The organism is Thermanaerovibrio velox DSM 12556, assembly GCF_000237825.1.
Classification (GTDB): Bacteria; Synergistota; Synergistia; order Synergistales; family Synergistaceae; genus Thermanaerovibrio; species Thermanaerovibrio velox.
Genome location: NZ_CM001377.1, coordinates 303,809 through 330,182, shown reverse-complemented (window position 1 = coordinate 330,182; position 26,374 = coordinate 303,809). Strand labels below are relative to the sequence as shown.

Here is a 26,374-nt window from a genome sequence, read left to right as displayed (position 1 = left end):
AGGGCCTTGGATCACTTCATCTTGCCCTCCAGGGCCTTGCTCCAATTTTGATAGCCCATGTCCTTCCAGAACTTAACTAGCCTCACGCAGAAATCCCTGGCGTCCGGGGACTTGGAGGCGTAGCCCGCCAAGATGTTGGTGCTGACCTCTATGACCTTATCCTGATCCGCCTTGGGAAGCTGGTAGACCTTGGCGCCGGAGGCTATCCACTTCTGCTTGTAGTCCCTGTTGAGCTTAGCCATATGGGAGTCGCTCCAGCGGTAGGCCTCGTCACAGGCCTCCTGTATGGCCTTCTGGTACTCCTTCGGAAGCTTACCCCACACCGCCGGGTTCACCACCAGGAAGGCGTGCACCGCCGCCTCGCTGTGGAGGTTTACCCCCTTGGAGGGCTCCAGCACGTTCTTGGCCACCTCGTGGAATCCCAGCTTGTAGTTGGCGGTGTAGTCGGTCCACTCAAGGCCGTCTATGGTCCCAAGCTGCAGCGCCTGGTACAGCTCTCCGGAGGACATCATCATGGCCTGAGCCCCCATGGCGGTGTAGAACTCCGCCGCCATCCCGGAGGCCCTCAGCATCTTGCCCCTCAGGTCCTTAAGGGCAGCCACGGGCTTTCGGGTCACCAGTATCTCCGGCTCCCCATATATCATGGGGCCCACGTACTTAACCCCGAAGCGCCCGAAGCTCTTCTCTATGAGGTCCTTGGTGGCGTTGACCTGGGCCTGCTGCTCCTTGAAGTTGTACACCGGGCCTGGCCTGCCACCCGCCAGGGCCATCACCGGATCCTGGGCGGCCTTGTAGTTGGGGTAGAATATGGCCATCTCCACCACACCCCTGGAGGTGGCCTCCAGTATCTCCGTCACCGGGAAACCAAGCTCCCCCGCCTGAAAGGCATCTATGCGCACATTGCCGTTGGTCTTCTTCCAAACCAGCTGACGGAAGTGATCGATAACGTCAAAGGCCGAGTCACCCTTAAGATAGAAGGTGGCCATCTTGAACTTGTACTGCTCCGCCCCCATGGCCGGCACGGTAATCCCACATACGAACGGAACGGCAAGAACAAAAAACAAAAGGTTCCTTAAACGGCTCATACGAATCACTCCCCCTTCAACGCAAACACGGGATTTTCAACCGACGATGCAAAGATTCTCAAAACCAGGATCCCCTGGGGCCAAAGACCACCTCTTCTATTTTTTATAAAATATTACAAAAACTGCACCTCTTGTTCATCGAATTACCACAGGGAGATGACGCAGGTCAAGTGATATAATGCACTCTAAGATTAAAGTTAACCCCAAGGCCCCTAAGGCCGCAGTCCCCATGGAAGGCCCAGAGCACCAAATCCTCTCCACCCCTCCAAGGGACTCATGGGCAGACCCTTTAGCGCCCGGCGTCCGCCGAGGGCGGGAACCACGGGGGCCCATGGGGGAAGCCCAGGGACCGCGGTACAACACCTCCAGCGGTGAGCGCCATACTCCCCGGGGAAAACACCTTCTTCCCCGAAGGGCAAGCTGGGCCGCCCAAGGGGCACCCAAAGGCCCACCGGGGGGCGCACCACGCGGGGCCTTCGCCCAAGGGGTTGAGCGCTCTTTACTTAGCCTTCCCGGGGGCGGATAATATTAATAAACTTCCCGAAAGGGGGCGTTTTAAGATGCCTTTGAGGAGGATAACCGAGCTGGGCCGGGATGAGGGAGACCGCATAACCGGAGGCAAGACCTGCGACTGCGAGTGCGAATGCACCTGCTCCATGGACTCCGTAACCGACGACACCATGACCTCCACCAGGGACAGCAACATGCTGAGCACCTTCGCGTCATGACCCACCTCCACGGCGCAGGGGAGGAGGGGGCAGCTCCCCCGCCTCCCCTTGAGGGCTTTGAAGGCTTCGAAAAACTGTCGCCCCATCACCCAATGGGGATAGCGATAAATCACAGGGGAATCCGGCTGGTCTACGACGGCGCTTCCCACATGGGGGTGCTCATGTCCAAGGAGGAGCTGGAATCGGCACGCAGCTTCCTCCAGGATCCCTCTAAAACCCCCAAGGACCAAGCAGGCCGCAGCTTGAGGGATCTAGTGGACCGGGGGTTCCTGCCCAAAGGGCCGCTCCCCAGTATAGGCCCCTCTTCCCTTGCGGAGGCGGCGGCCCTGGTGGACCGCTACACATCCCAAGTGCTGATCCGCAAGTTCTGCCTCAAGGTCACGGACCGCTGCAACTTCCGGTGCACCTACTGCCGGGGAACCCACATGACCTCCCCGGGGCCGCTGCGCCACATGGACATCCACACCGCCCGAAAGGGACTGGAGCTCTACTTCGGCATGTACTCTCGGGTGTTCCTAAAGCTCTCGCAAAGGGCAAGGGCCTGGGCGCTCAGGGTATGCCCCCCGGGGCTCTCCTGGTACGGCGGGGAACCGCTTTTGAACTTCCAAACCGTAAGGCTTTCCGCCGAGGCATTCCTAAACCTTCCCTGGGGGGAGCTGGGCATCCCAAGGGAATCCCTGCGGTTCTCCATGAACACCAACCTGTCAATCATGACCGATGACATGATCGACTTCCTGGTACGGCACGACATCACCCTTTTCGCAAGCCTGGACGGCCCCAAGGACCAGCACGACCTCTGCCGGGTCCTCGAGGACCAAACCGGCACCTTTGACACCGCATTCCGGAACCTGATGAGGATAAAGGAGCTGTACCCCAGATACTTCTCCCGGCGGGTATCGATTTTCGGGGTTCTCACGGACCGGCACGACGTCCAAAGATGCCGCTCCTTCACCGAGTCCCTAGGGGCCCTTAGAAGCGTGCACTTCCCGGAAAGGCGGGAAGGGGTCTTCGTGCGGGACCCCCAGGGGGTGATCGAAAGGGTACGCCTTCAGGGGGAGCGGATGATCGAAGAGATGCTGGAAACGGCGAAAGACGACCGGTCCTTCCCCGCAAGCCCCAAGGCGGCGCCGCTTTATCCATTTGCCAGGATGTCCTTTCAAAGGCCGCTTCCTTACGACCCCCTAAAGCTAACCCTCACCTGCCCCATGGGGGTGGACAACCTGATGGTGCTCCCGGACGGCAACCTTTCCATCTGCCACAAGGCGGAGGTTCCCTCCATAGGACACGTGGAAGGGGGCATAGACAGGATGGCCCTGGCAAACCTATACCTATCCTACGGGGAAACGGTCACCCGTCACTGCTCCTCCTGCTGGGCGGTTAGGCTCTGCCCGGTGTGCGCCGCATCGAGGATCACGGGCTCCGAAGAGCGCTGGGATTTCATCAACCCCTCCCCGGCGGAGTGCCGGGCCATAAGGGCCGAGACCGCCTTCCGGATGAGGTGCTTCCTCGCCCTGTCCATAGAGCTTCCGGGGGTTGCAAGGAGGATAGAGGAGCTCGCCAAAGACCCCAGCGTCAACGTGGGGGTGCTCACCGTTGACTCCATCGAGAGGGCCGCGGAGGATGAGGGGATTTAAATTTTCTAATACGCCCTGGAACATCCTGGCCCTCCTGCGCATAAAGAGGAAGCTCAAGAGTTTCCCCCTGGAGCTCCAGGTAGGACGGGACGGGTGCGGGGACGCGTGCGCCGCCATGCTCCTTGAGGCCGCGGGGCTGGAGGAGATGAAGCCCAAGGTCCCCAAGGGGCTTAAGTCCATGGGTGACATCTGGGACGTCCTGGAGGACGCGGGCATTGCATGCGGGCTGTACAGGTGCCCTGCGGACTCCCTGGGGGACCAGGTCAAGACCCCGGCGGTGGTGCGCCTTGACGGATGCCACTTCGCGGTTCTATGGGAGGTGGCGCACGTTGGAGATGAAGCATGGTTCATCCTGTCGGATCCGGCAGAGGGAAGGACCCTGATGACATATCAGCAGTTCCGGTTCCGCTTCCATGAGCCGGACGGTCCAAGCGAAGCGGCCCAGCCTGGGGGAGCGGGCTATGCCCTTTCGGTGGGGATCCAAGGCTGCTGCGAGCCAAGCCGCCCCACCGGGGAGAACCTCACCTCATGGCTTGCGGGGTCCATGAGAGGTCTCCTCCACCCGGAGCACGCTAAGCACGCAAATGGACCGCAGAAGGTCCTAGGTCCCAGCGGTCCCCCGGGGGCGTGGGCGGTCCTGGGCGCCGCGGGGGCGATCTTACTGGCCCTCCAGTGGTGCTACCCGATCATATCAAAGGCACTGCTGGACATGAGGTTGAGCCTCAAAAAGGGGCATGACGGCATCCCAACGGCGGCCCTCCTGCTCCTGGCCCAGGGGGCACTGATGGCTGGACGCCACACGTTCAACGCCGCGAAGGACCTGGCGTCCAAGCGGATAGAGGAGGCCAAGAGGTCCGCCCTAGACCTCCTTTTGGCCCGCAAGGTCACCCGCGGCACGCCCCGTGGGGTTCCCCCGTGGAGCTTCTCCCCCGGGGACCTGATGCAGCTGATGGAGGACTCCGCTCGGCTGGGGCGGGTCATCGGCAGATCCATCCCATCGGCCCTCCTGGGGATCCTTGGTTTCCTGGGGATTCTGGGGGCGGTTTGGGTCCTGTCGGCCCCATCGAGCCTGGCCTTCACGGCGGGCTCCGCGATAACGGTGATCTGGAGCTGGCGGATGAGGAGCTTCACGGAAGAATCGGACCGCATTGCCCAGGAGGCATTCATAAGGTACCGAGAACAGGCCTCGGAGACCGGGCTGTCCATTTGGGACTCAAGACACCCAAGGGTTGGGAGCGCGCTCCTCTCCAGGTGGGAGGCAGCGGACAAGGAGGCTTCATCGTGGTCGGTCAAGAGACACGCCGCCTGGGTCCTTATGAGGTTCGGATCTTCCGTGATAAGGGAGGGGCAGTACCTTCTGGCGTCGTATCTCACCGCCGCGGCGGCCGCCTCGGGGGACATGTCCATCGGCAGGCTGATGGCGGTTCAGTTCGCGGCGGGGCAGCTGTCGGTACCCCTTGAAACCGCCCTGGGATCCCTCTTGGAGGCGGGGGAGGCATCCTCTGGGGCAAGACGATTGTCCAATATCTCCAACGCCGAGGAGGAAGAGGACGGCGAAAGCACCCTGCCCAAGGGACCGCTGGTCTTTCAGGACGTGCGGTTCAGGTACCACCGCAGGGATGTCATAAGGGGGCTGAGCCTAAGGATCGAGCCGGGGGAATGGCTTCTCGTCACCGGCCCGAGTGGCTGCGGCAAGTCAACGCTGCTCAAGCTTGCGGCGGGACTCCTGATGCCCACGGAAGGCCAGGTCCTTTTGGGTGGCCTGGAGCTGACGGGACGAACCCTAAGGGCCTTCAGGAAGCGGGTGGGATGGGTCCTGCAGGAATCAAGGCCCTTGTGGGGCTCCCTGGGATGGAATGTATCCCTTGGGAAGGAGGCCTCGGAGGAAAGAGTCCTATGGGCCCTTGAGATAGCAGGGCTTTCGGACCTCGTGGTTTCCCTTCCCGAAGGCCTTAGGACCCCCATAGGGCCTAAGGGGGTGACCTTAAGCCGCGGTGAGACCCAGCGGCTCATGATCGCCCGCTGCATATACGATTTACCGGACATAGTAATCCTGGACGAGGCCACCGCTTCCCTGGATGATGCCACGGAGAAGAGGGTGCTCTCAAACCTCATGGGACTACCCAACACTCCCACGGTGATCATGTGCTCCCACAAGAAGGAGCTGCAGCACCTGTTCCACCGCACGATCTGCCTGGATAGCCAGATTGGAAGCATCTCATCATTGACCCAAGATAAGTAGCATGCTAACATAAATCGACACGATGGTATCCAGAACGGGTGAAAGTTGACTCGCGTTCATCCTGGCAGTGCAATGGGCTAAAAACACAAAAACGTTGGTCGTTTCGCGCTTCAATACAAAGGAGGCGTGGAGGCCACAGGCCCCGCGGTCGCATAAAACTCACCAAGGGACGGTGGATGGGAATGTCCAAGAAGAAACTGGGTCTTTTATCCCTGGTGGCCCTGGTCATAGGGTCCATGATAGGGGCGGGGGTCTTCTCCCTGCCCTCCGACATAGCCCGTAACGCAGGTCCTGGGGCCATATTAATAGGATGGCTCATAACCGGCATAGGCATGATAGCCCTGGCCCTCACTTACCACAGCCTGTCCAACCGGAAGCCCGAGCTGGACGGCGGCATCTACAGCTACGCCAAGGCTGGCTTCGGGGACTTCATAGGTTTCAACTCCGCCTGGGGTTACTGGATAAGCTCTTGGCTTGGGAACGTGGCGTACCTGGTGTTGCTATTCGAGGCGGTGGCCTACTTCTTCCCGGTGTTCGAGAACCGGGCCATAGCGGTGGCGGGGGCATCGGTGGTGCTTTGGTCCATCCACCTGTTGGTCCTGAGCGGCATCCGGGAGGCCGCCATAGTTAACCTGATAACCACCGTTGGCAAGCTGGTTCCCATAATCTTCTTCACCGCCATGGCTTTCATAGGCTTCAATTCGGACCTCTTCAAAGCGGACTTCTGGGGGACCGGGGGCCCCTTCCAGTTCGGATCGGTGCTTGAGCAGGTGCGCAGCACCATGATGGTGACCCTTTGGGTCTTCATCGGCGTGGAGGGCGCGGTGGTCCTATCCGGCCGGGCGGCAAAGAAGACGGACGTTGGGAAGGCCACGGTGATAGGCCTTCTTTGCACCCTGGGGCTTTACATACTCATATCCCTGGTATCCCTTGGGGTCATGCCCCGGGAGGAGCTGATACAACTCAAGAACCCCACCACCGCCTACATCCTGGAGAGGCTGGTCGGGGCGGGGGGCGCGGCGCTCATAAACATGGGGCTCATCATATCCCTGTCCGGGGCCACGCTGGGCTGGACCCTGCTTGCAGCGGAGATACCCTATGTGGCGGCGGAGGACGAGGTGTTCCCCTACTTCTTCTCCTGGGAGAACAGCAACGGCTCCCCGGTGAGCTCCCTTTGGATCACCAACGGGCTCATACAGATCTTCCTTCTTATAACCCTTGTATCTGAAAGCACCTATCAGGCGCTGTACACCATAGCCACCGCGGCGATACTGGTCCCGTACCTGTTCAGCGCCCTCTATCTGCTAAAGCTCGCCACCTCCGGGGAGACCTACGGAAGACGGGAGTCCACCGCCTTCGACTTCATCATAAGCCTAGTGGCCTCCTTGTACTCCCTGTGGCTTCTCTACGCGGCGGGGCTGCAGTACCTGCTCATGTGCGCCATCCTCTACGCCCCAGGGGCCATCTTCTACTGGCAGGCCAAAAGGGAGGTGGGGGAGAAGCCCTTCCGCCCCACCGAGATCACCTTCTTCCTGTTCCTATGCACCGCCGCAATCATAGCCATATACCTCATGGCCAAGGGGATAATAAAACCGCTATAAAACCCAAGCCCATAGGGCACAACCCCCGGGAACCCCTTCAAGACCCCAAGGTTCCCGGGGGACAACCGCCTCCAATCCAAAACATCCAACCCTCCCCCAAAACCACCGGCCCCAAGCCCTTAAGACAGGGCAGCGAAAAAGAGCAAACGTGGTAATACATGTAGACCTAATGGCGCTTGTTCAGTATAATAAAAAATAATAGTGCAAATCTAAATCCTCATGTGTTACGGCGACTATTACATTGACCGAGATGCGTGGGGATTTGGGTTTGTCTTGGAGCGGCGGTGCGGGGAGGGCTTCTACGTCCCCGTGCAGTTTTTTAGTTTTTGGGTGATCGCCCTATGAAAAGGCGGTGTTACCACCATGTCAACAAAAAAACCACATGTCCCGCAGGAGTGGAGGCGAGGGCCTTAGCCGTCACAGAGAAGTTAACGCCTCCCGAGGGGCTAATGATACGTTTGGTTGGTGGCCATTTACGCCGGTTAATGGTATATAGTTAAGTAGGGTCAATCAGCCTCTAACCATAGGGCTTAGAACCTCACAACACGCGCTGGTCCGAAAAAGAAAGGTGGTAGCAATGTCTAAGAAGAAGTTGGGCCTTTTCCCCCTTGTGGCCCTGGTCATAGGGTCCATGATAGGGGCGGGGGCGTTCTCCCTGCCCTCCGACATAGCTCAGAACGCCAGCGCCGGTGCAATCACCCTTGGTTGGCTCATAACCGGCATAGGGATGATAGCCCTGGCGCTCACTTACCAGAGCCTGGCGAACCGAAAGCCCGAGCTGGACGGTGGTATATACAGCTACGCCAAGGCGGGGTTCGGGGACTTCATAGGTTTCAACTCCGCATGGGGCTATTGGCTCAGCGCTTGGCTCGGCACCGTGGCCTACCTAATCCTGCTATTCGACGCGGTGTCCTACTTCGTGCCCCTATTCGAGAGCCGGGTGGCAGCGGTCATCGGAGCCTCGGTGGTGCTGTGGGCCATCCACTTCCTGGTCTTAAGCGGCGTAAGGGAGGCCGCCATCGTTAACCTTATCACCACCGTTGGTAAGCTGGTGCCCATAATCTTCTTCGCCTTCATAGCCCTTTTGGGCTTCAATTTGGACCTTTTCAAGACAGACTTCTGGGGAACCGGTGGTCCTTTCCAGTTCGGACCTGTGTTTGAGCAGGTGCGCAGCACCATGATGGTAACCCTGTGGGTCTTCATCGGCGTGGAGGGTGCGGTGGTGCTCTCAGGACGGGCGGCTAAGAAGACCGACGTTGGTAAGGCCACGGTTATAGGGTTGCTCGGCACCCTGGTCCTGTACGTAATCATATCCCTTGCATCCTTGGGGATAATGCCCCGGGAGGAGCTGATACAGCTTAAGAACCCCAGCACCGCATACATCCTCGAAAGGCTCATAGGAAGCGGTGGTGCAGTCATCATAAACCTGGGGCTCATAGTGTCCCTGGCAGGGGCAAGCTTGGGCTGGACCCTATTGGCGGCGGAGATACCTTACGTTGCCTCCGAGGACGAGGTGTTCCCCTACTTCTTCTCCCTCGAGAACGACAACGGAGCCCCCGCAAGCTCCCTTTGGATAACGAATGGACTCGTGCAGCTCTTCCTCATAATAACCCTGGTATCCGAAAGCACCTACCAGGCCCTCTACACCGTGGCGAGCGCCGCCATACTGGTGCCCTACATCTTCAGTGCCCTGTACCTCCTCAAGATCGCCAGCACCGGCGAGGGGTACGGGAGAAGGGAGTCCACCGCCTTCGACTTCACCATAGGGACCATAGCATCCATATACTCCCTTTGGCTCCTCTACGGGGCGGGGCTGCAGTACCTGCTCATGTGCGCCATCCTCTACGCCCCAGGGGCCATCTTCTACTGGCAGGCCAAGAGGGAGAATAACGAGAAGGCCTTCGGCACATTTGAGATCGTGGTGCTCACCGCCCTGTGCATCGCCGCCATAGCGGCCATCGTGCTTATGGCCCTCGGCATCATCAAACCCCTCTAACAGCCGGGGATCTCTGCTAAACCATAATCACTAATCGCTAAAACAGCGTAAGCTTCCAGGGGCCCTTTGGGCCCTTGATTTTTATCATCCTATGGGCTATCGACCAATCAACCCCCAACAGGGGATGGGGATCCACGAGGCAAACCACCCCCTACAAACACCAGCGACCTATATCTAAATCAATTTTAGAATCATTGCAACCACTATCATGAACCGATTGACAATAGCGGTTTATTTGGTAAGGTAATGGTCGTGGGCTTTTAAGGGTGAAAAACCTTGTAAAGACCCGATAATTTTAAGTAAGGAGGAATAAAATTGAAGCCCTCACCCCTCAAGGTAACATCGGAAATAGGGCGCCTTCGTTCGGTGCTTCTGCACCGTCCAGGCAAGGAGGTTGAGAACCTCACCCCGGACCTCATGGCCCGTCTGCTCTTCGACGACATCCCCTACCTCAAGATAGCCCAGGAGGAGCACGACGCCTTCGCCAAAGTGCTCAAGGACAACGGCGCGGAGGTGCTGTACCTGGAGGACCTGGCGGCGGAGGCGTTGGAGGACAAGGCGGTAAGGGAGTCCTTCATCGACGAGTACCTCAAGGAAGCCAAGATCCCTGGAGACGGCACCCGGGAGATGCTTCGGGAGTTCTTCCTCTCCATGGATGTGAAGGCCATGGTGGCCCAGACCATGGCGGGGGTGCGACGAACCGAGCTCCCCAGGGAGGAGCTCAAGTTTTTGTCCCTGGCTGACAGGTTGGACACCGACAATCCCCTGGTGGTGGATCCCATGCCCAACCTCTACTTCACCAGGGATCCCTTCGCCACCATCGGCACCGGCATCACCTTGAACCACATGCGCACCGAGACCCGCAACCGGGAGACCCTTTACGCCAAGTACATCTTCCAGCACCACCCCCGTTTCAAGGACTGCGACGTCCCCTTCTGGTACGACAGGACCGAGACCACTTCCATCGAGGGCGGCGACGAGCTGGTATTAAGTCCCTCCGTCCTCGCCATAGGCATATCCGAGAGGACCGACGCCGCTTCCGTGGAGAAGCTGGCGAGGAAGCTCTTCAGCGATGAGCGCAGCACCTACAAGCAGGTGCTTGCCTTCAACATACCTAAGAAGAGGGCGTTCATGCACCTGGACACCGTGTTCACCATGGTGGACCGGGACAAGTTCACCATCCATCCCGAAATCGAGGGCCCGCTGCAGGTGTTCTCCATCACCCCCAACAGCAGCGGCATTCACATAGAGGAGGAGCGCTCCACCCTGGAGACCATCCTTGCCAAGGCCTTGGGGCTTGACAAGGTCACCCTGATCCGCTGCGCCGGCGGCGATCCCATCGACGCCCCCCGGGAGCAGTGGAACGACGGGTCCAACACCCTGGCCATCGCCCCCGGCAAGGTGGTGGTCTACTCCAGGAACTACGTCACCAACCAGATCCTCCAGGACCACGGCATCGTGACCCACATCGTCCCCAGCTCCGAGCTCTCCAGGGGCCGCGGCGGCCCCAGGTGCATGAGCATGCCCCTGGTCAGGGAGGACATATAAGCAAAGGCACTGCCTTCAACCGCGGGGGGCCCTTGGGGCTCCCCTGGCTTTGTGAAATAAAAATCTAAACGAATAAACCTACATAAGGGAAAGGTGATACAAATGTCAGATAAGAAGTTGGGCCTGTTCTCCCTGGTGGCCCTGGTCATAGGCTCCATGATAGGGGCAGGGGTCTTCTCCCTGCCCTCCGACATAGCGCGAAACGCCGGACCCGGGGCCATAGCACTGGGATGGCTCATAACCGGCATAGGGATGATAGCCCTGGCACTTACCTACCAGAGCCTGGCCAACCGCAAGCCCGAGCTGGACGGCGGTATCTACAGCTACGCCAAGGCGGGCTTCGGGGACTTCATCGGCTTCAACTCCGCCTGGGGATACTGGCTCAGCGCCTGGCTTGGCAACGTGGCGTTCCTGGTGCTGCTCTTCGAGGCCATCGCCTACTTCATCCCCGCCTTCGGCAACAAGACCATGGCGGTGGCGGGGGCCTCGGTGATCCTCTGGGGCATCCACTTCCTGGTGCTCCGGGGCGTTAGGGACGCCGCCATAGTGAACCTCATAACCACCGTGGGCAAGCTGGTGCCCATAATCCTCTTCGCTCTGATGGCGGTCTTGGGCTTCAAGGCGGACATCTTCAACGCCGACTTCTGGGGTACCGGCGGCGCCCTGGACTGGGGCAAGGTGCTTGAGCAGGTTCGCAGCACCATGATGGTAACCCTGTGGGTCTTCATCGGCGTGGAGGGGGCGGTGGTGCTCTCCGGAAGGGCGGAGAAGAAGTCCGACGTGGGCAAGGCCACGGTGATAGGGCTCCTTGGCACCCTGGCCCTGTACGTGGTGATCTCCCTGGCATCGCTGGGCGTCATGCCTCGGGAGGAGCTCATCAAGCTGCAAAACCCCACCACCGCCTACATCCTGGAGAGGATGGTGGGCAGCTGGGGCGCCACCATAATCAACCTTGGGCTCATCATATCCCTCTCCGGGGCCACCCTGGGCTGGACCATGCTGGCGGCGGAGATCCCCTACGTGGCCGCCAAGGACAAGGTGCTTCCCTCCTTCTTCGCCAAGGAGAACGAGAACAAGGCCCCGGTGAACTCCCTTTGGATCACCAACGGGCTCATCCAGCTCTTCCTTCTCATAACCCTGGTGTCCGAGAGCACCTACCAGGCGCTTTACACCATAGCCAGCGCCGCCATACTGGTGCCCTACCTCTTCAGCGCCCTGTACCAGCTCAAGCTCTCCTCCACCGGCGAGGGGTACAGCCAGGATGAGTCCAAAAGCTTCGAGCTCCTCATAAGCCTTGTGGCCTCGGTCTACGCCCTGTGGCTAATCTACGCTGCGGGCCTTGAATATCTTCTCATGTGCGCCATCCTCTACGCCCCCGGTGCCGTCTTCTACTGGAAGGCCAAGAGGGAGAACAACGCCAAGGCCTTCGGCGCCGTGGAGACGGCGCTGCTCCTTGGACTTTGCGCCGCCGCGGTGACCGCGGTCTACCTCATGGCCAAGGGTGTCATAAGCCCCCTTTAAACCAAGACCGTTCCCCAAGGGAACGCATATGCGAGGGGCCCCCAAGTTCGGGGGCCCCTCATCTTCTTTACCTTTAGGGTTAGGGGTTAAAGGACCACGTTGGCCCCATCCTCCCCGGCCTTGACCTCTCCCTTGAAGGGGGTGACCATACCAGCTCCCTTGAGGTTGGTGAAGACCACCGGGGTGACTATGGACGGCGCCTTGGCGGATATGACCTTGAGGTCCGCCTCCAGTATGGGCTGTCCCTTCTTAACCTCATCCCCCTGGGAGACCAGGGCCTTAAAACCCTCACCGTTGAGCTTCACCGTGTCTATGCCCACGTGAACCAGCACCTCCAGGCCCTCGTTGGAGGTTATGCCCACGGCGTGCATGGTGGGGAACACCAGGGTTACCTTGCCGTCCACCGGGGAGACCACCAGTCCGTCGGTGGGGATCACCGCAAAGCCCTCACCCACCATCCTCTCGCTGAAGGTCTTGTCCGGCACCTCCGACAGGTCCACCACCTTGCCGGACATGGGGGAGGCCACCTTGACCCTACGACCCTCGCTGCGGCCCGCTATGTGCAGTATCTCCTCCTTGATGGCCTCCGAGGCGGTGCCGAAGATGGCCTGGAAGTTGCGGTCCACCTGCATAACCCCGGTGGCCCCAAGGGCCTTCAGGGCCTCCTTGTCCACCACCTTGGGATCCTTGACGGATATCCTGAGCCTGGTTATGCAGGCGTCCAGCCTCTCCAGGTTCCCCGCTCCTCCCAGGGCCTCCAGGACCTTGGCGGCAAGCTCCGTGGGGGCCTTGGAGGACGAACCGTTGTTGGAGTCCAGGGAGACATCTTCCCTGCCGGGGGTCTTGAGGTCGAAGAAACGGATGAAGAACGTGAAGATCACGTAATAGGCCACGGCGAAGCCAAGCCCCAGAAGCACCGCGAGCCACCACTTCTCCTTGCCGGGCACGATGCCGAAGAGCACGAAGTCTATGGCACCGCCGGAGAAGGTGTAGCCCAGGTGTACCTTGAATATGTAGAGCAAGAGGAAGGAGAGCCCGTCAAGCGCCGCGTGGATGAAGTAGAGCAGCGGGGAGGCGAAGAGGAAGGCGAACTCTATGGGCTCGGTTATGCCGGTGAGGAAGGAGGTCAAAGCCGCGGAGGCCAGCAGCCCCGCCACCATCTTCTTGTTCTCCGGCTTGGCGTTGTGGTACATGGCCAGCGCCGCAGCGGGAAGGCCGAACATCATTATGGGGAACTCACCCCCCAGGAAGAAGCCTGCCGTAAGGGGCACACCGTCCTTAAGCTGGGCGAAGAATATCCTTATGTCCCCCCGGATTATCTCCCCCGCCAGGTTCTTGTACTCCCCGAACTCGAACCAGAAGGGGGCGTAGAAGATGTGGTGGAGCCCAAAGGGTATGAGAAGCCGCTTGATCATGCCGAAGAGGAACACCGCCACCGGCATGGCGGAGCCCATTATGGCGTTGGAGAAGCTGTTAAGCCCCTTCTGGGCGAAGGGCCACAGGAAGAACATGGCCACTCCCAGGAGGAAACCCGCAAAGGCGCTGGCTATGGGGACGAACCTCTTGCCCGCGAAGAAGCCCAGGAACTGGGGCAGCTCTATCTTGTAGAACCTCTCGTAGCACCAGGCACCCACGAGGCCGCACAGGATGCCGCCAAAAACGCCGGTCTGCAGGGTCGGTATGCCCATCACCAGGGCGTAAGATGGGTTGCCCCCCTTGAGAACCATCTCCACCGTGAAGCCCCCCACGGCGCTCATGGTGGCGTTCATAACCAGATAGCACACGATCGAAGCCAGGGCGGCAACCCCAGAGAGTCCCGCCAAACCCACCGCCACGCCCACCGCAAAGAGCAGCGCCAGGTTATCGAACACCACTCCTCCCGCGGAGGCCATCATGGTGGCAAGCTTGCTCCACCCCGGCCCCGCCAGGAACGGTGCCATCTCCAGCACCGTGGGGCTCTTGAGGCTGAACCCAACCGCCAGGAGGAACCCCGCGGCGGGAAGGATGGCCACCGGCAACATCAGTGCCTGACCTATCCGCTGAAGCTTACCAAACGATCCCTTTAACACTTCACATCCCCCCAAATAAGGATATAAAAACGGGCATGAGCGAAACAGCGCCTTATTCGGCACCGCCTCGCTCATGCCCGAAAAGCCGGTAACACGCGATAACGGAACTGGTAACGTGTGACTATTCGCTATGTTTTGTGGAATTATATAGCCTTTGAATGTGGATGGTCAAGTATACGGTCTCCGCCCTGGGAACGGGTTTGCCCAGGGCGTTCTGAAGGAAGAGGCACAGCTTAGCCGCTATGCCGTAGGGGATGGGGTGTTCCTTTCGCATCATCTCCTCCACCGAATCCATGGGGTCTCCCTCCATGGAGCCCTCTATACGGTCTATGAAGAAGCTTAAGTGCCTTATGAGTCTCATGTACTGGGGGGATTTGCGATTTAGGGTGAAGCCAAGGGATTCTTCGGTGATCTTTATCATCTGGGATATTATGTTGTTCTTCCGGGACACCTGGCTTAGGCTCTCTCCCCCCATGGCGCTGTGCACGTGCAACGCCACAAAGGCGGTCTCGTCCTCCGGCATGGGAAGGTCTATCTCCTCGGAGAGCCAGCGGATCATGGCCTGGGCGGCGGCGTACTCCTTTGGATACAGCACCTCCACTTCCCTTAGGAAAGGGTTCTTAACCGCTATGCCCTCCTTGAGGCGCTTCACCGCGAAGAAAAGGTGGTCCGTCAAGCTCCAGTGGATCCTCTCCCCCAGGGTGGTTCCAAGCAGGTCCTCCATCATGGCTATGCCCTGGGTCACCAGGGCGGCGAAGGGTTTATCCACCTCCTCCAGAACCCGGGCATACCTTATGCGTTCCCTTGGGTCCTTAAGGACGAAGACCTTCTCTGCCGAGTCCTCCTCCACCCCGTCCCCTGGATGCTTGCCAAACCCCAATCCGCGACCTACCAGCACCGCCTCGTACCCCGAACGGTGCAGGGCTATCACCACGTTGTTGTTGAGCACCTTCTGGATCTTGAGCACTTGACCACCACCCAAGGGACATGGTTTCGGAACTTTAAGGTCCATGGAAGTCAAAAACCACCGTTAGGGCAGGGGCTGGGGATATCTCAGCCCAAGTTAATGGTATATCCCCTACATTGAAAGGTCAAAGGGGCCCCTTGGGGGCCCCTCCTAGATGAAATCTCCAGGCCGGTCATCACAATCCCAGGATTATTTTGGCGGTGCTGAAGTATATTATAAGCCCCGTTATGTCCACTATGGTGGTAAGAGCCGGGCTTGCCACCACCGCCGGGTCCTGTCCTAGCCGATGGACCAGCATGGGGAGAACCGCCCCCACCAGGGTGGCGCTAACCACCTGAATGGCCAGCGCCAGGGCTATGGCCACCGCTATGTTGAAGAGGGAGAAGCCCGCAGGGATCGTGCTACCCTGGGACAGGTACATGACCTTGATCCAGGATATGATCCCAAGGACCAGGGCCAACATCAAGGATATCTTGAACTCCTTGAACAGCACCTTGAAAAAGTCCTCGTAGGTTATCTCCCCCAGCGCCAGCGCCCGAACCACCACGGTGGCCGCCTGGCTTCCGGTGTTGCCTCCCGTGTCCGCCACCATGGGCATGTAAAGGGCCAGTATCATGAGGCTCATCAAGGTGGACTCGAAGGAATGGATTATCATCCCCGAAACGAAGCCCAAGGCGGCAAGGGCCACAATCCAGGCGGCCCGGTTCTTGAAGTGTACCCAAGCTGGGGTTTTGAGGTACGGCATCTCCCCGTGAGCACCCCCTATGGCCATGAGCTTCTCTATGTCCTCCGTCTGCTCCTGGGTTATTATGTCCAACGCATCGTCGTGGGTTATTATGCCCACCATGACGTCGTCGTCGTTGAGCACCGGGAGGGCTATGAGGTCGTACTTCTGTATCTTCCTTGCCGCCTCCTCCTGGTCGTCATCCACCCGGACGAATATGGGGTCCTTCTTCATGAAGTCCTTCACTTTAGCGTCCTTGGGGGCCAGGATGAGCTCCCTAAGGGAGACGAACCCCTGCAGCCGGTGCTGGTCATCCACCACGTAGGTGTAGTATATGGTCTCGCTGTCCGGGGCTATCTCCCGAAGGTGTTCGATCGCCTCCTGAGCGGTCATCTCGGGCGATATGGTGGCGTAGTCGGAGGTCATGACCGCCCCAGCGGTGCCCTCCTCGTAGGAGGCAAGGCGCCTTATGTCCTCCCTCTCCACCTGCGCCAGGGCGGGCAGAAGGGCCGTCTGGCTCTCCTCCGGCAGGGCCTTGAAGAGGTCCGCCCGGTCATCGGGGGACATCTCAAGGAGTAGGTTAACCCTCTCCTCCCGGCTGAAGGACTGAAACACCCGGAGCTGCATGTCCTCGTCCAGGTGGCTGAATATCTCCCCCATACGGGACACGTCAAGTCCTCGCAGTATCCCCAATGCCTCCTCGAAAGGAAGCTCCGACAGATACTCCGCCACCGCCGCCGGGTGGGCCTCTCTTATAACCGTCAAGAACTGATTGGGATTCCTATCCAGGAAAGAAGCTATGTCGTCGATTCTCTCCAGGGTCTTGGCCTCCGCCCTTCCCATGGGAAACACCTCCTGTCTACCCTATCCGGGAGCCAGCAAGGCGCCGCAGGGCTCAGGCAAGGCGCATAAAGGGTTAACTGACCCCTACAAAGCCCCTGAAACCCACGGAAGCAGGTGTCCCGGAGGGGGGTATGTAGTTTTGGCATGAAGACTTGCTGCATAAGGGCACGCAGGATCTACTACTGGGATCTTCCATACCCTACCGGGACCTCCTTTCCCTGTCTCTGGTCTTACAGCCGCCCAACCGGACCCAATCCTCTAGGCACGACAACATCTCAGCCCCTGGTCGGGCTATTTTTGACCCGATTGACGTTATCGCATCTTATGCCATTCGTCAAGACCGCAAGGTTAAAACCGAAGAGCAAATCAACTCACCGCAGCTCACCGATGGGGGCGATCAATTGGCTGGATGGCCTTTGAGGGGATGGATGAGGCCTTAAAAAAACTCATCGCCCCTTTCCGTCCCCATACCTCCTTTTGACCTGCTGCAGCGGGGATGATCCAATATGTCTCCTGGCGGGAAATCCTGTATCCGGCCCTTCTAACGTTTCTTCCAGCCCTCAGGTTCCTTGTTAAACCGCTCGCCGTATTGCTCCCGAACCCGGCGCTGAACATGAGCCACCGCAGCGGAACCCTGAAGCCTCAGGAGACGGCCAGTCTGGGTGGCTACGTTCGACCAGAACGGGTAGACCGCCATGACCATCCCCCAGTGGATGGCCAGATGATCGCGTCGAGGAACACGTTTGAGTAGTTCCAGTCCTTCGATGCGCAACGACTCGAGTTCGCTCGGAACCGTCAGCCACGTCTTCAGGAGAATCGTGATTATCTTCTCACGATTGCCACGCTCGGCCTGTCCGGCAACGGACACCTTGTCCTTCAGCAACTCCTGCAGGGCTTCGTTGACCGCAGCCTTGGCATTCCCTGCCAAGACCAGGTTGGCCGTCTGCTCAAGCCATTCCAGACGCACTCGCTGACTAAATCCGATCTGGTCGGTCCGTCTGGTCATTCCCCCGTCCTGTCAATTTGGATCAGAGAGACGATGAGTTCCTCCACCGAAACGCCGCCGTGGCTCACAGTGCGCTGCTTTTCTTGGACAAACGCCTGCCGCGCAGGGGCCAGCAGGGCGAGGAAGTCCTCCGGGAGGCCAACGGTACCCCATTCCAACGCGGCTGGAAAGCGTTCTTTCACCTTTCCGCGAAGGGCCGGGGTGGGATAGATGCGGACTCGTTCGCCGCGCAGGTCCGCCACAGCCCCTTCGGATGGACGACCGCAACCTTCCGCCTCGATGTTGCCATGATCAGAGGTCAGATAGACACGGAAGCCCCGATCCAAGAGCAGATCAATGAGTGTGTTCAGGTACGGCTGCTTGGCCCACTGGCGCACCTGGTTGTGCATCCCGGCAGTGCCCATTTCCATCCCGTGCATGATCTTGTCGACCTTGTCCACCACCAGCCCGGCGAACCTTGCCTTGGGATGAGAAAGCGCTTCGGAAACGGTTTCCAGATTACCGTCGCCCAGCCCCTTGAGGTAGACCACCTCGTTTGGCGTAAGGCCATTATCCGCCCAGAACTGGGCCCATAACGCAGGTTCCTTGTCCGTCGTCTGAATGCTGCTCGGAAAAAAGATGGGAGCCTTGCCGGCGAAGGTGGCCTGGCGCGACACTGAGGTAAGCGAAGGCACCCAAGCAAAGACCGCCTGCTCCCGGAATCCAAAACCGGGCCGACGTGAGGCAAGGGCATCCCGGACCACCAGCCATTGGTCCATGGCAAGGCCGTCCACCACGATCAGTGCGATCTTGGCGGTGCGGTCTTCTCCCATTTGGCGGGCAAGAAACCGCGGGAGGTGATGCAAAATCATCGGCTGCGCTAAGAGAGCCGCTTTACTCGTAAGTTAACGCAAACACCGTATCGGTCAGCCAGCGACGGAAGCCGTCGTTATCGCTGAACTGTTTGAATAGCTCTGTATCGTCCTGAAGCAGCGCTGTCATCACGCGAACGAGCGCCTTGTCGTGTTCGATGCGGGCGTTTTGTTTGTCCGAGAACTTCCGAGCGTTCTGATAGGCGGAGTCAGCAGCAACACGCGCCGGAATTTCCTCAGTAATGAGTTTGCGCACCCGATCGGCATCAGTCCACGGAATGTTGCCGAACTGATCGTTGAACGCCTTAATGATGTTGGAAAGCCGTTCGAGTTCTGGTTCAGGCTTGTGCCCACCACCCGCAGTGGGTATCGGTTCGATCTCGGCATCGGCATCGGGAAGCGCTATCCGCATGCTCGCCTGCTTTTCGACTCGGTAGCTATCCATGTCAATCGCCTCGAGGATGCCCTTTGAAAGGTCTTCCTCTTTTGGCGCCGGTAGCTTGGGCACCAGGAACTCAAGGAAGATGGAAAGCTTCTCCCATGGAGCGTGAGAGTATGGGAGGACTGAAGAAAGAAAGTGGTATGTCCGCAGAAACGCCTTGGCTTTGCCCTTGAAGTCCACCTGCCCGTCTTCGTCGAGATGCTCGACATAGACGGCCACGCAGGCGTCGAGAATCGGGTCGAGCTGGTCGCGGTCGGCGCCCCCCAGGTAGAGACGCACCAGCTCTTCCACCTGTTCGGGCGCGTACACCTCGTAACTGTCGAGGTCAGCCTTGAGGTCGTGGAGCTTATTCGGGTCGGTCTCATCCGCAAGGATCGTCGTCCGGTAGTATGGTTCGAAAGCCTTGCGGATCGTTTCCGGGTCGTTCACGAAGTCGAGCACGAACGTATCGTGCTTCTGGGGGTGGGCGCGGTTGAGGCGCGAAAGGGTCTGCACCGCCTTGACGCCGGAGAGCGCCTTGTCCACGTACATCGTGTGCAGGAGCGGCTCGTCGTAGCCGGTCTGGAACTTATCGGCACAGATCAGAAACCGATAGGGGTCTTCCCGGATTTTGTCGGCGATTTGATTCGAAGGAAAGCCGTTCAAACTCGCTTCAGTGACTTTGACGCCGCCATGCTCGTGCTCACCCGAGAAGGCCACAATCGCCCGATAGGGGCTTTTGCGCTCTTGAAGGTAGGCTTGAAAAGCATGAAAGTACTGGATGGCGCGCTCGATGCTGCCGGTCACCACCATCGCCCGCGCCTGGCCGCCAATCTTGCCCTTGGCAATTACCTGCTCGTGGAAGTGGTCCACCATGATCTCGGCCTTGAGCCGGATGGCGTGCTCGTGGCCCTCGACGAAGCGGCGCAGCTTCTTCTGTGCCTTCTTCACATCGAACTCCGGGTCGTCATCGATCTTCTTGATGAGCTTATAGTAGCTCTTGACCGGCGTGTAGTGGGCCAGCACATCCAGGATGAACCCTTCCTGGATGGCTTGTTTCATCGTGTAGCTATGAAACGGCCGATGTTTGACCGTGCCATCGGGCTGCGGCTCGGGCGATCCGAAAATTTCCAGCGTCTTGTTCTTGGGCGTCGCGGTGAACGCAAAGTAGCCGGCGTTGGGGAGCAGTTTTTTCGCTTCGATCAGTCGGTTGAGGCGGTCTTCGAATGTCTCATCCTCCTCGTCATCCACCCCTGCCAAAGCCTGGTGCATCTTCGCTGCCGTACGGCCTCCCTGACTTGAGTGCGCCTCGTCAATGATGATGGCAAAGCGCCGCCCGCGGTGCTCGCTGCCGATTTCATCAAGGATGAAGGGAAACTTCTGGAGCGTCGTGATGATGATCTTTTTGCCGCTCGAGATGAAGCGCCGCAGGTCTCCTGAGTGCTCGGCGTGCCCAACCGTGGCGCTCACCTGGGCGAACTGCTTGACCGTGTCGCGAATCTGCTGGTCCAGGATGCGACGGTCGGTCACCACGATGATGGAATCGAAGACAGGCTTGCCGTTGTTCACAACGCCGATCAACTGATGCGCCAGCCAGGCGATGGAGTTGGACTTGCCACTGCCGGCCGAGTGCTGGATGAGGTACCGCCGTCCCGCGCCGTGCTCCCGTGCATCTGCGAGCAGTTTGCGCACCACGTCGAGCTGGTGGTAACGGGGGAAGATTTGCCTTCGCCGCTTCTTTCCGGTCCTGGGGTCTTTCTCCTCAACGAGCTGTGCGTAGTTTTCGAGGATGTCGGTCAGGCTCTCACGGGTGAGGACCTCCCGCCAAAGGTAATCGGTCTTCAGTCCCTGGGGGTTGGGTGGGTTGCCGGCGCCGTCGTTCCATCCCTTGTTGAAGGGCAAAAACCACGAGGCCTTGCCCCGGAGATGAGTGCAGAACCACACCTCGCTGTCGTCCACCGCGAAATGCGCGATGCAGCGACCCAGCTCGAAGAGCTTCTCGTGCGGGTTGCGGTCGCGCTTGTACTGCTCGATGGCATCGTGCACCGTCTGTTTGGTTAGACTGTTTTTGAGCTCGAAGGTGAAGACCGGCAGGCCGTTGATGAAGAGCACCAAGTCCAATGCCCGCTGCATCTCATCACGCGAGTAGCGAAGTTGGCGCGTGACGCTAAAGCGGTTTTGCTCAAAGAGCGCCCGAGCCTTGTCGTTTCCGGGCGAAGGGGTGGCGTAGAAAAGCTCAATGCGGTGCGGCCCATGTTGGATGCCATTGCGCAACACGTCCACCACCCCGCGCTTGCTCACCTCGCCCTGAAGGCGCGCTAAAAATTTGCGCCGCCTGGGGCTGTCGCTGTCGAGATCGAGCGCCTCGGCGACCTCAGGTTGCGTCGAGTGGAGAAACTTGGTAAGCTGAACCAAATCCACGCAGTACTCGCGGTCGTAATCGGCCGGGTCACCCGGGAGCCAGCCCACACCGCCGTAGGGTGCTGGCGGCTCGGCAACGACCGCCGGAGTGCCCGCAGGTCGGGGCATGCAGTCACTGCCAGTCAGCGCCCGGCAGATCAGGGTCTCAAGCCCGGCTTCGCTGGTGTCAGTCGGATTCATACATTCCTCACCACCTCATCGTGCTTACTGCTCAACAGGTATGTCGTCAATCGAACAAGGGATTCCTTGTCCTTCGGGGAGCTTTCCGCCAGGAGAAGCGTGAGTGCAACAAGCTCCTCCTTGGAGAGGAGACGGCTCCCGTCGCTTCGGTACAAGAGTCCGTTTTTCTCGAGAAACCGAAGGAATAAGGTGGCCCCAATCCGTTTTTTGCCATCAACGAACGGATGGTCTTTCACGAGAAAATACAGTAGGTGCGCCGCCTTATCCGCGATCGTCGGATACACGTCTGCGCCGCCGACAGTCTGAAAGACGCCAACTAAAATCCCGCCGAGCCTGTTTCCTTGTTCCACGCCGAACAACTCTCCAGCGGAATATCGCTCCTTCAACTCGCCAATTACTCTCCAAGCTTCTTCCAGCGAAATGGGCTCAGCAGTTTCGCGGTCACCTCGTACGGGCAGAATCCGGCCATGGTCGTAGTCGTCCAGAAGCTTGAGCGCAACGGAATAGTCATGCACCACCCGCAACAGACCTGTTGCCTCCTCGCCGCTGAGTGCTCGCCGGTCCGCCAGCGTGGAGACCAACCGGATCGTCTGTTGCAGTTCCCTGAGGCGGCGCTCATTGACCGTGTAGCCCCGAAGGATGTGGTCGCGCAGCACCTGAGTAGCCCAGATACGGAATTGGGTGCCGCGCTTGGAGTTGACCCGGTAACCGACCGAGATGATGGCGTCGAGGTTGTAGTATTCGACCTGGTAGGTTTTCCCGTCTGCGGCAGTTGTTGCAAAAAATGCAACAACTGACTCCCGGTCCAGCTCGCCTTCCCGGAACACATTGCGCAAGTGCCTTGATATCACAGACTTATCCCGATCAAAGAGCGCCGCCATCTGGTTTAAGCTGAGCCAGATGGTGTCTCTTTCCAGCCGGACGTCCAGCTTGACCGGGCCATCGGGCGCCTGATAGAAGACAATCTCGCCGCCCCGGGCAGCCAGCGGTTCTCGAATCACCTGATGCTTCGATGTTGATTTACTCTTCGCCATTGGACTCTTCCTGCGAATCTACGGTTGCGAGCTCTTCGGCAACAGGCTCTTCTTCGTCGGTTCCAGCCTCCTCCTCAGGCGGCTCCTCGGGCAACTGCGCCGCGACCTCGCGCACATTCACCTTGCCGGTGACCACGTCGGCGATGAGCCGCTCGCGGTATTCACGCAGCAGTTCGATTTCCCGGCGTGCGGCGGCGATGGCGGCATCGAGCTTGGCCGTCTCGGCGTCGAGGTACTCGACGATGGCGGTTTGTTCGGGGAGGGGTGGAACGGGGACATAGAATGATCCAAGTCGCCCCTCGGCAATTGCCGGGTAAGCCGTGCCAACCGATTCGGCAGTTACACGATCAGTGAAAGTATTGCTCTGCACCAAGTAGCTCACGTATTTCGGCTGTGTGCTGGGTCCTGGCGTCAAAACAGCAAAGCCGGTCGAACACACTAGAGCCTCTGGATCTTTGTCCACAAAATAGACCGCCTTCAGGTAAGTTCGAACGGTTGAGATAATGGTATCTCCCTGATGAAGAACTCGTCTGGCGCGTGAGGGGGCGTTACCAAATCGGAGCCGTTGTGGCTCTCTGGTTAGAAAACCTGTGCCCACCGTACCTATGTCAATGTACCGGAATTCATAGTCAGCAGGAGTAGTTTCTGCCAGGACACTCGCATTTAACCGTACGAACCGTTTGAGCGGCTTGAGTTCCCAATGCTCCAGCACGTGGCCCAGCCAGGGGACGCCGGAGTCCTTGTAGGCCGAATAGGGCTTGCCGGTGCGGACGTCAATCTTGCCGGTGACGGCTTGGTGGATAAGGGCCTGCCGGTACTCTTCGAGCAGCTTAATCAGCTTCTGCTTGGCGCGGATGGAGCGCCGGATCCGCCGGTCTTTGTAATCAAGGAAGCGGACAATGGCGGTTTGCTCGGGCGCCGAGGGCAGGGCAACTCGTATCTCCCGCACTTCCCCTTCGCTAATAGCAGGTACTGGCCCTGGTTTCGCAATCTGCCCGAGGTCGATGTAGTTCATTATTAAGAACAAGAAGTCTCGATTGCCGTTCCGCACAACGCAGCCCATCATATTGTTATCAATGCAACATTGGTTTGCAGCGATGCGTCGTTTGTTCGTTAAGAGTGCGCCGCCCACCTTTGGAAACACAATCGTTCCTGCTGGCAACACCGTCGCTCCGAGGTCCTGCGCAACGGCCATCGAAACCGTGTTAGCGCAAACATGAAGATACTTCTCGTTGCCCCGGATATTCATGTCGGAGACCTTGAAGAATGGAATCTCTGCGCTCGTTTCACCTTGGTAATGAACCGGAAAGCCCGCGCCGCTCTTGAACCAGGCTAATCGCTTCAGAGGAACAACCTCCCAATGCTCCGGCACCTTGCCCAGCCACGGCACGCCGGAGTCTTTGTAGGCGGGGTAGGGGGGGAGTCCGTCGATCATGACTCTTCCTCACTTCTTTCAGTAGAACCTTGCTGCCAGGCCTCTGCAACCGTCTTCCAGTCAATCTCGCGCTTTACAATTTCGCCTTTCTCATTCTTACCAGTCCACACATCCCAGAAGTCCGGATCGTCGGAGCGCGGCCGCTGGGATTCAGGCAAATCGTGCATCTTGACTAAAACCGGTAGTTCTGACGCCCATCCCAATAGAATCGCGTGTTGGGAAGGCAGCGACGGAAGGTCGCGCAACAATCCTCGGAGGTTGTCCGGTACGAGACGATGAACCAGCTCCTGGTCCCGGTCGTTGCTGATTCGATGAAGCAAAAAGGTATTGCATTGCGATAGGACCGTAGGAGAGAGTTCAGAGGGGCGCTGAGATGATAGAACGAGGCCCAGGCCAAACTTCCGACCTTCGCGGGCGATCCGATCGAAGACCTGACAGCACACGGCCGCGGCATCGGGCGAGTCAAGGTCCTCCTTGTACCGTTTGATGAACGTGTGTGCCTCCTCCATAACGAGGACCGTTGGGAGAGGCTTGCCATTGAGCTTGGCGTACCGTTGCAGCGCCTCGAAGACCATCCGAGCGATTACAGCCGTAATAATGTGTACTACGTCACTCGGTACAAGAGACAAATCGAGCACCGACACGCAACCATTCTCGGCGCCTTCCATGCCAATGCAATCCGTCAGCCACCCTTCTAACGTCGTGTCGGTTGCTCTGTCCATAATGGGCTTCATGCGCGCGTCGGCAAGTAGCGCCCGGATCCTTACCAGCAGCGTATCGACATGCTCCAATACACCCAACATTTCTGCTGAGGCTTCGAGCGCCCGAACAAGGGATGCTCCTTCGAAAGGTCGGGGCGCGTCCACGTCAGCAGGAAAGGTCTCGGATTCGCTACCCCCGAAAGCCGAGTGAGCCGTACTTGTTTCAGCAAGAAGTTCTTCAACTTCCGAATGGATAAAGTCGTAGTGCGCATGCTGTTTGCGACGGGGCGCACAAAGAGACTCGATTTTTTCCACAAGCTTTTGAAGGCGAGTTTTCTGATCACCGTCGAACGAATCTATTTCGGATTCAAGAGCAGTCTTCCACTTTTCGAGTTTTTCGAAAAACGACTTTGGCCTAGGGAATTGTCCCCATGGAGTACCTGCGTTCTTCTCTGCACGTATGATGGTCACAAGCGTTCTGAGGAATCGCCACATCTCGTGGCACGTATCGGGCGCCGGCTCAGTAAGGCCTTCGCGAACCCAACGTAAGGCGTGAATAAGGGCGGGGCGTTGTGTCTTCGCGCTCGCCTGTGTGAACGAGCACCACTCCGCACTGTTCCAGAACCATAGCGGCACCTTCAGAGGTTTTTCTCCATTGCCAGGTTTCACTTTGAAGACTCGTGTTTTGACCGTGGGGTCATCCGCAGGGAAGGCATGGGAGTATTCGCCGTTCGGGTCAAGGATAATGAAGCGTGCATTGGGCGGGCCATCCGAGCAGGTCTGCTTTGCCGCTTCAAGGCTCCAGCGGATCAGCCCGGCGACGGTGCAGGACTTGCCGCTGCCGGTGTTCCCCAGCACGGCGAGATGACGCCCGAAGAGCCGATCGGGATCGACATATACCTTTGCATCGTTCGCCACAGGGCTTGTACCGATGCAGACACGCTTCTTTTCGCCACACTCAACGATGGATCCTAGTTGGGAATCGGTAGGAAGGAGAACAGGAGCGCCAATCGAAGGCAACGCATCAGTACCTCGACGGAATGAGAATTCGCCGGCGGCTGACTTTGCACGCAAAGTGCCCATCGGGTTGAGACGGAGGCGCCGAAGCGGATATGGCAAATCCACCAACCCGAAGTCCTGCAGGCCGCGGCGCTTCGGGAAGGGCGCTGGTTCGACTATGACCCATTCCACCTGTCCGACGAGAAATGCTTCGTCGACCGGGATGAGGAGGTAGCCGTTCACCCTTGGAAAGGGTCTTGGTCCGCCGGTGTTTAGGGCGTGAGACTCCGGTGCCTCGATGTCAAGACTGACTCTGATCTCATCCGGAGCAACGAACTCCACCGTACCTACTCGAAAACTTCCTGCTA

The 26,374-nt window shown here is 58.9% G+C and carries 17 protein-coding genes; 7 read left to right on the top strand and 10 right to left on the bottom strand.

Annotated features, from left to right (window positions below):
* Window positions 1-11 precede the first annotated feature (11 nt).
* Complete coding sequence (locus THEVEDRAFT_RS01485) at window positions 12-1,085, bottom strand: TRAP transporter substrate-binding protein (protein ID WP_006582956.1); 1,074 nt, start codon at window positions 1,083-1,085, stop codon at window positions 12-14.
* Window positions 1,086-1,645: 560 nt separating this feature from the next.
* Between THEVEDRAFT_RS01485 and THEVEDRAFT_RS09545 the strand changes: the two genes are divergently transcribed.
* From THEVEDRAFT_RS09545 to arcD (THEVEDRAFT_RS01450), 7 genes are all read left to right on the top strand, one after another.
* Window positions 1,646-1,813, top strand: a complete 168-nt coding sequence (locus THEVEDRAFT_RS09545; protein WP_006582955.1) for a hypothetical protein — start codon at window positions 1,646-1,648, stop codon at window positions 1,811-1,813.
* A gap of 92 nt (window positions 1,814-1,905) precedes the next feature.
* Window positions 1,906-3,447 (top strand): radical SAM protein, encoded by a 1,542-nt coding sequence (locus tag THEVEDRAFT_RS01475; RefSeq protein ID WP_040825102.1) that lies wholly within the window; start codon window positions 1,906-1,908, stop codon window positions 3,445-3,447.
* Window positions 3,434-5,689 (top strand): ATP-binding cassette domain-containing protein, encoded by a 2,256-nt coding sequence (locus THEVEDRAFT_RS01470; RefSeq protein WP_006582953.1) that lies wholly within the window; start codon window positions 3,434-3,436, stop codon window positions 5,687-5,689. Before THEVEDRAFT_RS01475 ends, THEVEDRAFT_RS01470 begins: the two co-directional genes overlap by 14 nt.
* Before the next feature lie 182 nt (window positions 5,690-5,871).
* On the top strand, window positions 5,872-7,290 hold the full coding sequence (gene arcD / locus THEVEDRAFT_RS01465) for an arginine-ornithine antiporter (protein WP_006582952.1): 1,419 nt from the start codon (window positions 5,872-5,874) through the stop codon (window positions 7,288-7,290).
* A gap of 577 nt (window positions 7,291-7,867) precedes the next feature.
* On the top strand, window positions 7,868-9,286 hold the full coding sequence (gene arcD / locus THEVEDRAFT_RS01460; protein ID WP_006582951.1) for an arginine-ornithine antiporter: 1,419 nt from the start codon (window positions 7,868-7,870) through the stop codon (window positions 9,284-9,286).
* A gap of 315 nt (window positions 9,287-9,601) precedes the next feature.
* Window positions 9,602-10,834, top strand: coding sequence for an arginine deiminase (gene arcA / locus THEVEDRAFT_RS01455; RefSeq protein ID WP_006582950.1), 1,233 nt, complete (start codon window positions 9,602-9,604; stop codon window positions 10,832-10,834).
* 102 nt (window positions 10,835-10,936) lie between these two features.
* Window positions 10,937-12,355 carry an arginine-ornithine antiporter gene (arcD, locus tag THEVEDRAFT_RS01450; protein ID WP_006582949.1) on the top strand — a complete coding sequence of 473 codons (1,419 nt, stop codon included), beginning with the start codon at window positions 10,937-10,939 and terminating at the stop codon, window positions 12,353-12,355.
* Between the two features lie 86 nt (window positions 12,356-12,441).
* Here arcD (THEVEDRAFT_RS01450) and ptsG read toward each other — a convergent pair whose 3' ends face one another.
* The 9 genes from ptsG to THEVEDRAFT_RS01400 all read right to left on the bottom strand — a co-directional run bounded on the left by ptsG (window position 12,442) and on the right by THEVEDRAFT_RS01400 (window position 26,348).
* Window positions 12,442-14,424 carry a glucose-specific PTS transporter subunit IIBC gene (gene ptsG / locus THEVEDRAFT_RS01445; protein WP_006582948.1) on the bottom strand — a complete coding sequence of 661 codons (1,983 nt, stop codon included), beginning with the start codon at window positions 14,422-14,424 and terminating at the stop codon, window positions 12,442-12,444.
* Between the two features lie 121 nt (window positions 14,425-14,545).
* Entirely contained in the window at window positions 14,546-15,436 is an 891-nt protein-coding gene (locus THEVEDRAFT_RS01440) for a PRD domain-containing protein (RefSeq protein ID WP_245522689.1), read from the bottom strand.
* A 130-nt stretch (window positions 15,437-15,566) separates the two neighbouring features.
* Window positions 15,567-16,958, bottom strand: a complete 1,392-nt coding sequence (gene mgtE / locus THEVEDRAFT_RS01435) for a magnesium transporter (RefSeq protein WP_006582946.1) — start codon at window positions 16,956-16,958, stop codon at window positions 15,567-15,569.
* 541 nt (window positions 16,959-17,499) lie between these two features.
* Window positions 17,500-17,964: a hypothetical protein gene (locus THEVEDRAFT_RS01425; protein ID WP_006582945.1), complete on the bottom strand. Its 465-nt coding sequence runs from the start codon at window positions 17,962-17,964 to the stop codon at window positions 17,500-17,502.
* Window positions 17,961-18,815: a BREX-3 system phosphatase PglZ gene (pglZ, locus tag THEVEDRAFT_RS01420; protein WP_006582944.1), complete on the bottom strand. Its 855-nt coding sequence runs from the start codon at window positions 18,813-18,815 to the stop codon at window positions 17,961-17,963. Before pglZ ends, THEVEDRAFT_RS01425 begins: the two co-directional genes overlap by 4 nt.
* Before the next feature lie 22 nt (window positions 18,816-18,837).
* Window positions 18,838-21,837 carry a type I restriction endonuclease subunit R gene (locus tag THEVEDRAFT_RS01415; protein WP_006582943.1) on the bottom strand — a complete coding sequence of 1,000 codons (3,000 nt, stop codon included), beginning with the start codon at window positions 21,835-21,837 and terminating at the stop codon, window positions 18,838-18,840.
* Complete coding sequence (locus tag THEVEDRAFT_RS01410) at window positions 21,834-22,871, bottom strand: virulence RhuM family protein/type II toxin-antitoxin system death-on-curing family toxin (protein WP_006582942.1); 1,038 nt, start codon at window positions 22,869-22,871, stop codon at window positions 21,834-21,836. Before THEVEDRAFT_RS01410 ends, THEVEDRAFT_RS01415 begins: the two co-directional genes overlap by 4 nt.
* Window positions 22,858-24,306 (bottom strand): restriction endonuclease subunit S, encoded by a 1,449-nt coding sequence (locus THEVEDRAFT_RS09105; RefSeq protein WP_006582941.1) that lies wholly within the window; start codon window positions 24,304-24,306, stop codon window positions 22,858-22,860. The genes THEVEDRAFT_RS01410 and THEVEDRAFT_RS09105 overlap by 14 nt, the downstream gene beginning before the upstream one ends.
* Window positions 24,303-26,348 carry an ATP-binding protein gene (locus tag THEVEDRAFT_RS01400; protein ID WP_245522687.1) on the bottom strand — a complete coding sequence of 682 codons (2,046 nt, stop codon included), beginning with the start codon at window positions 26,346-26,348 and terminating at the stop codon, window positions 24,303-24,305. The genes THEVEDRAFT_RS09105 and THEVEDRAFT_RS01400 overlap by 4 nt, the downstream gene beginning before the upstream one ends.
* Between the last annotated feature and the right edge of the window lie 26 nt (window positions 26,349-26,374).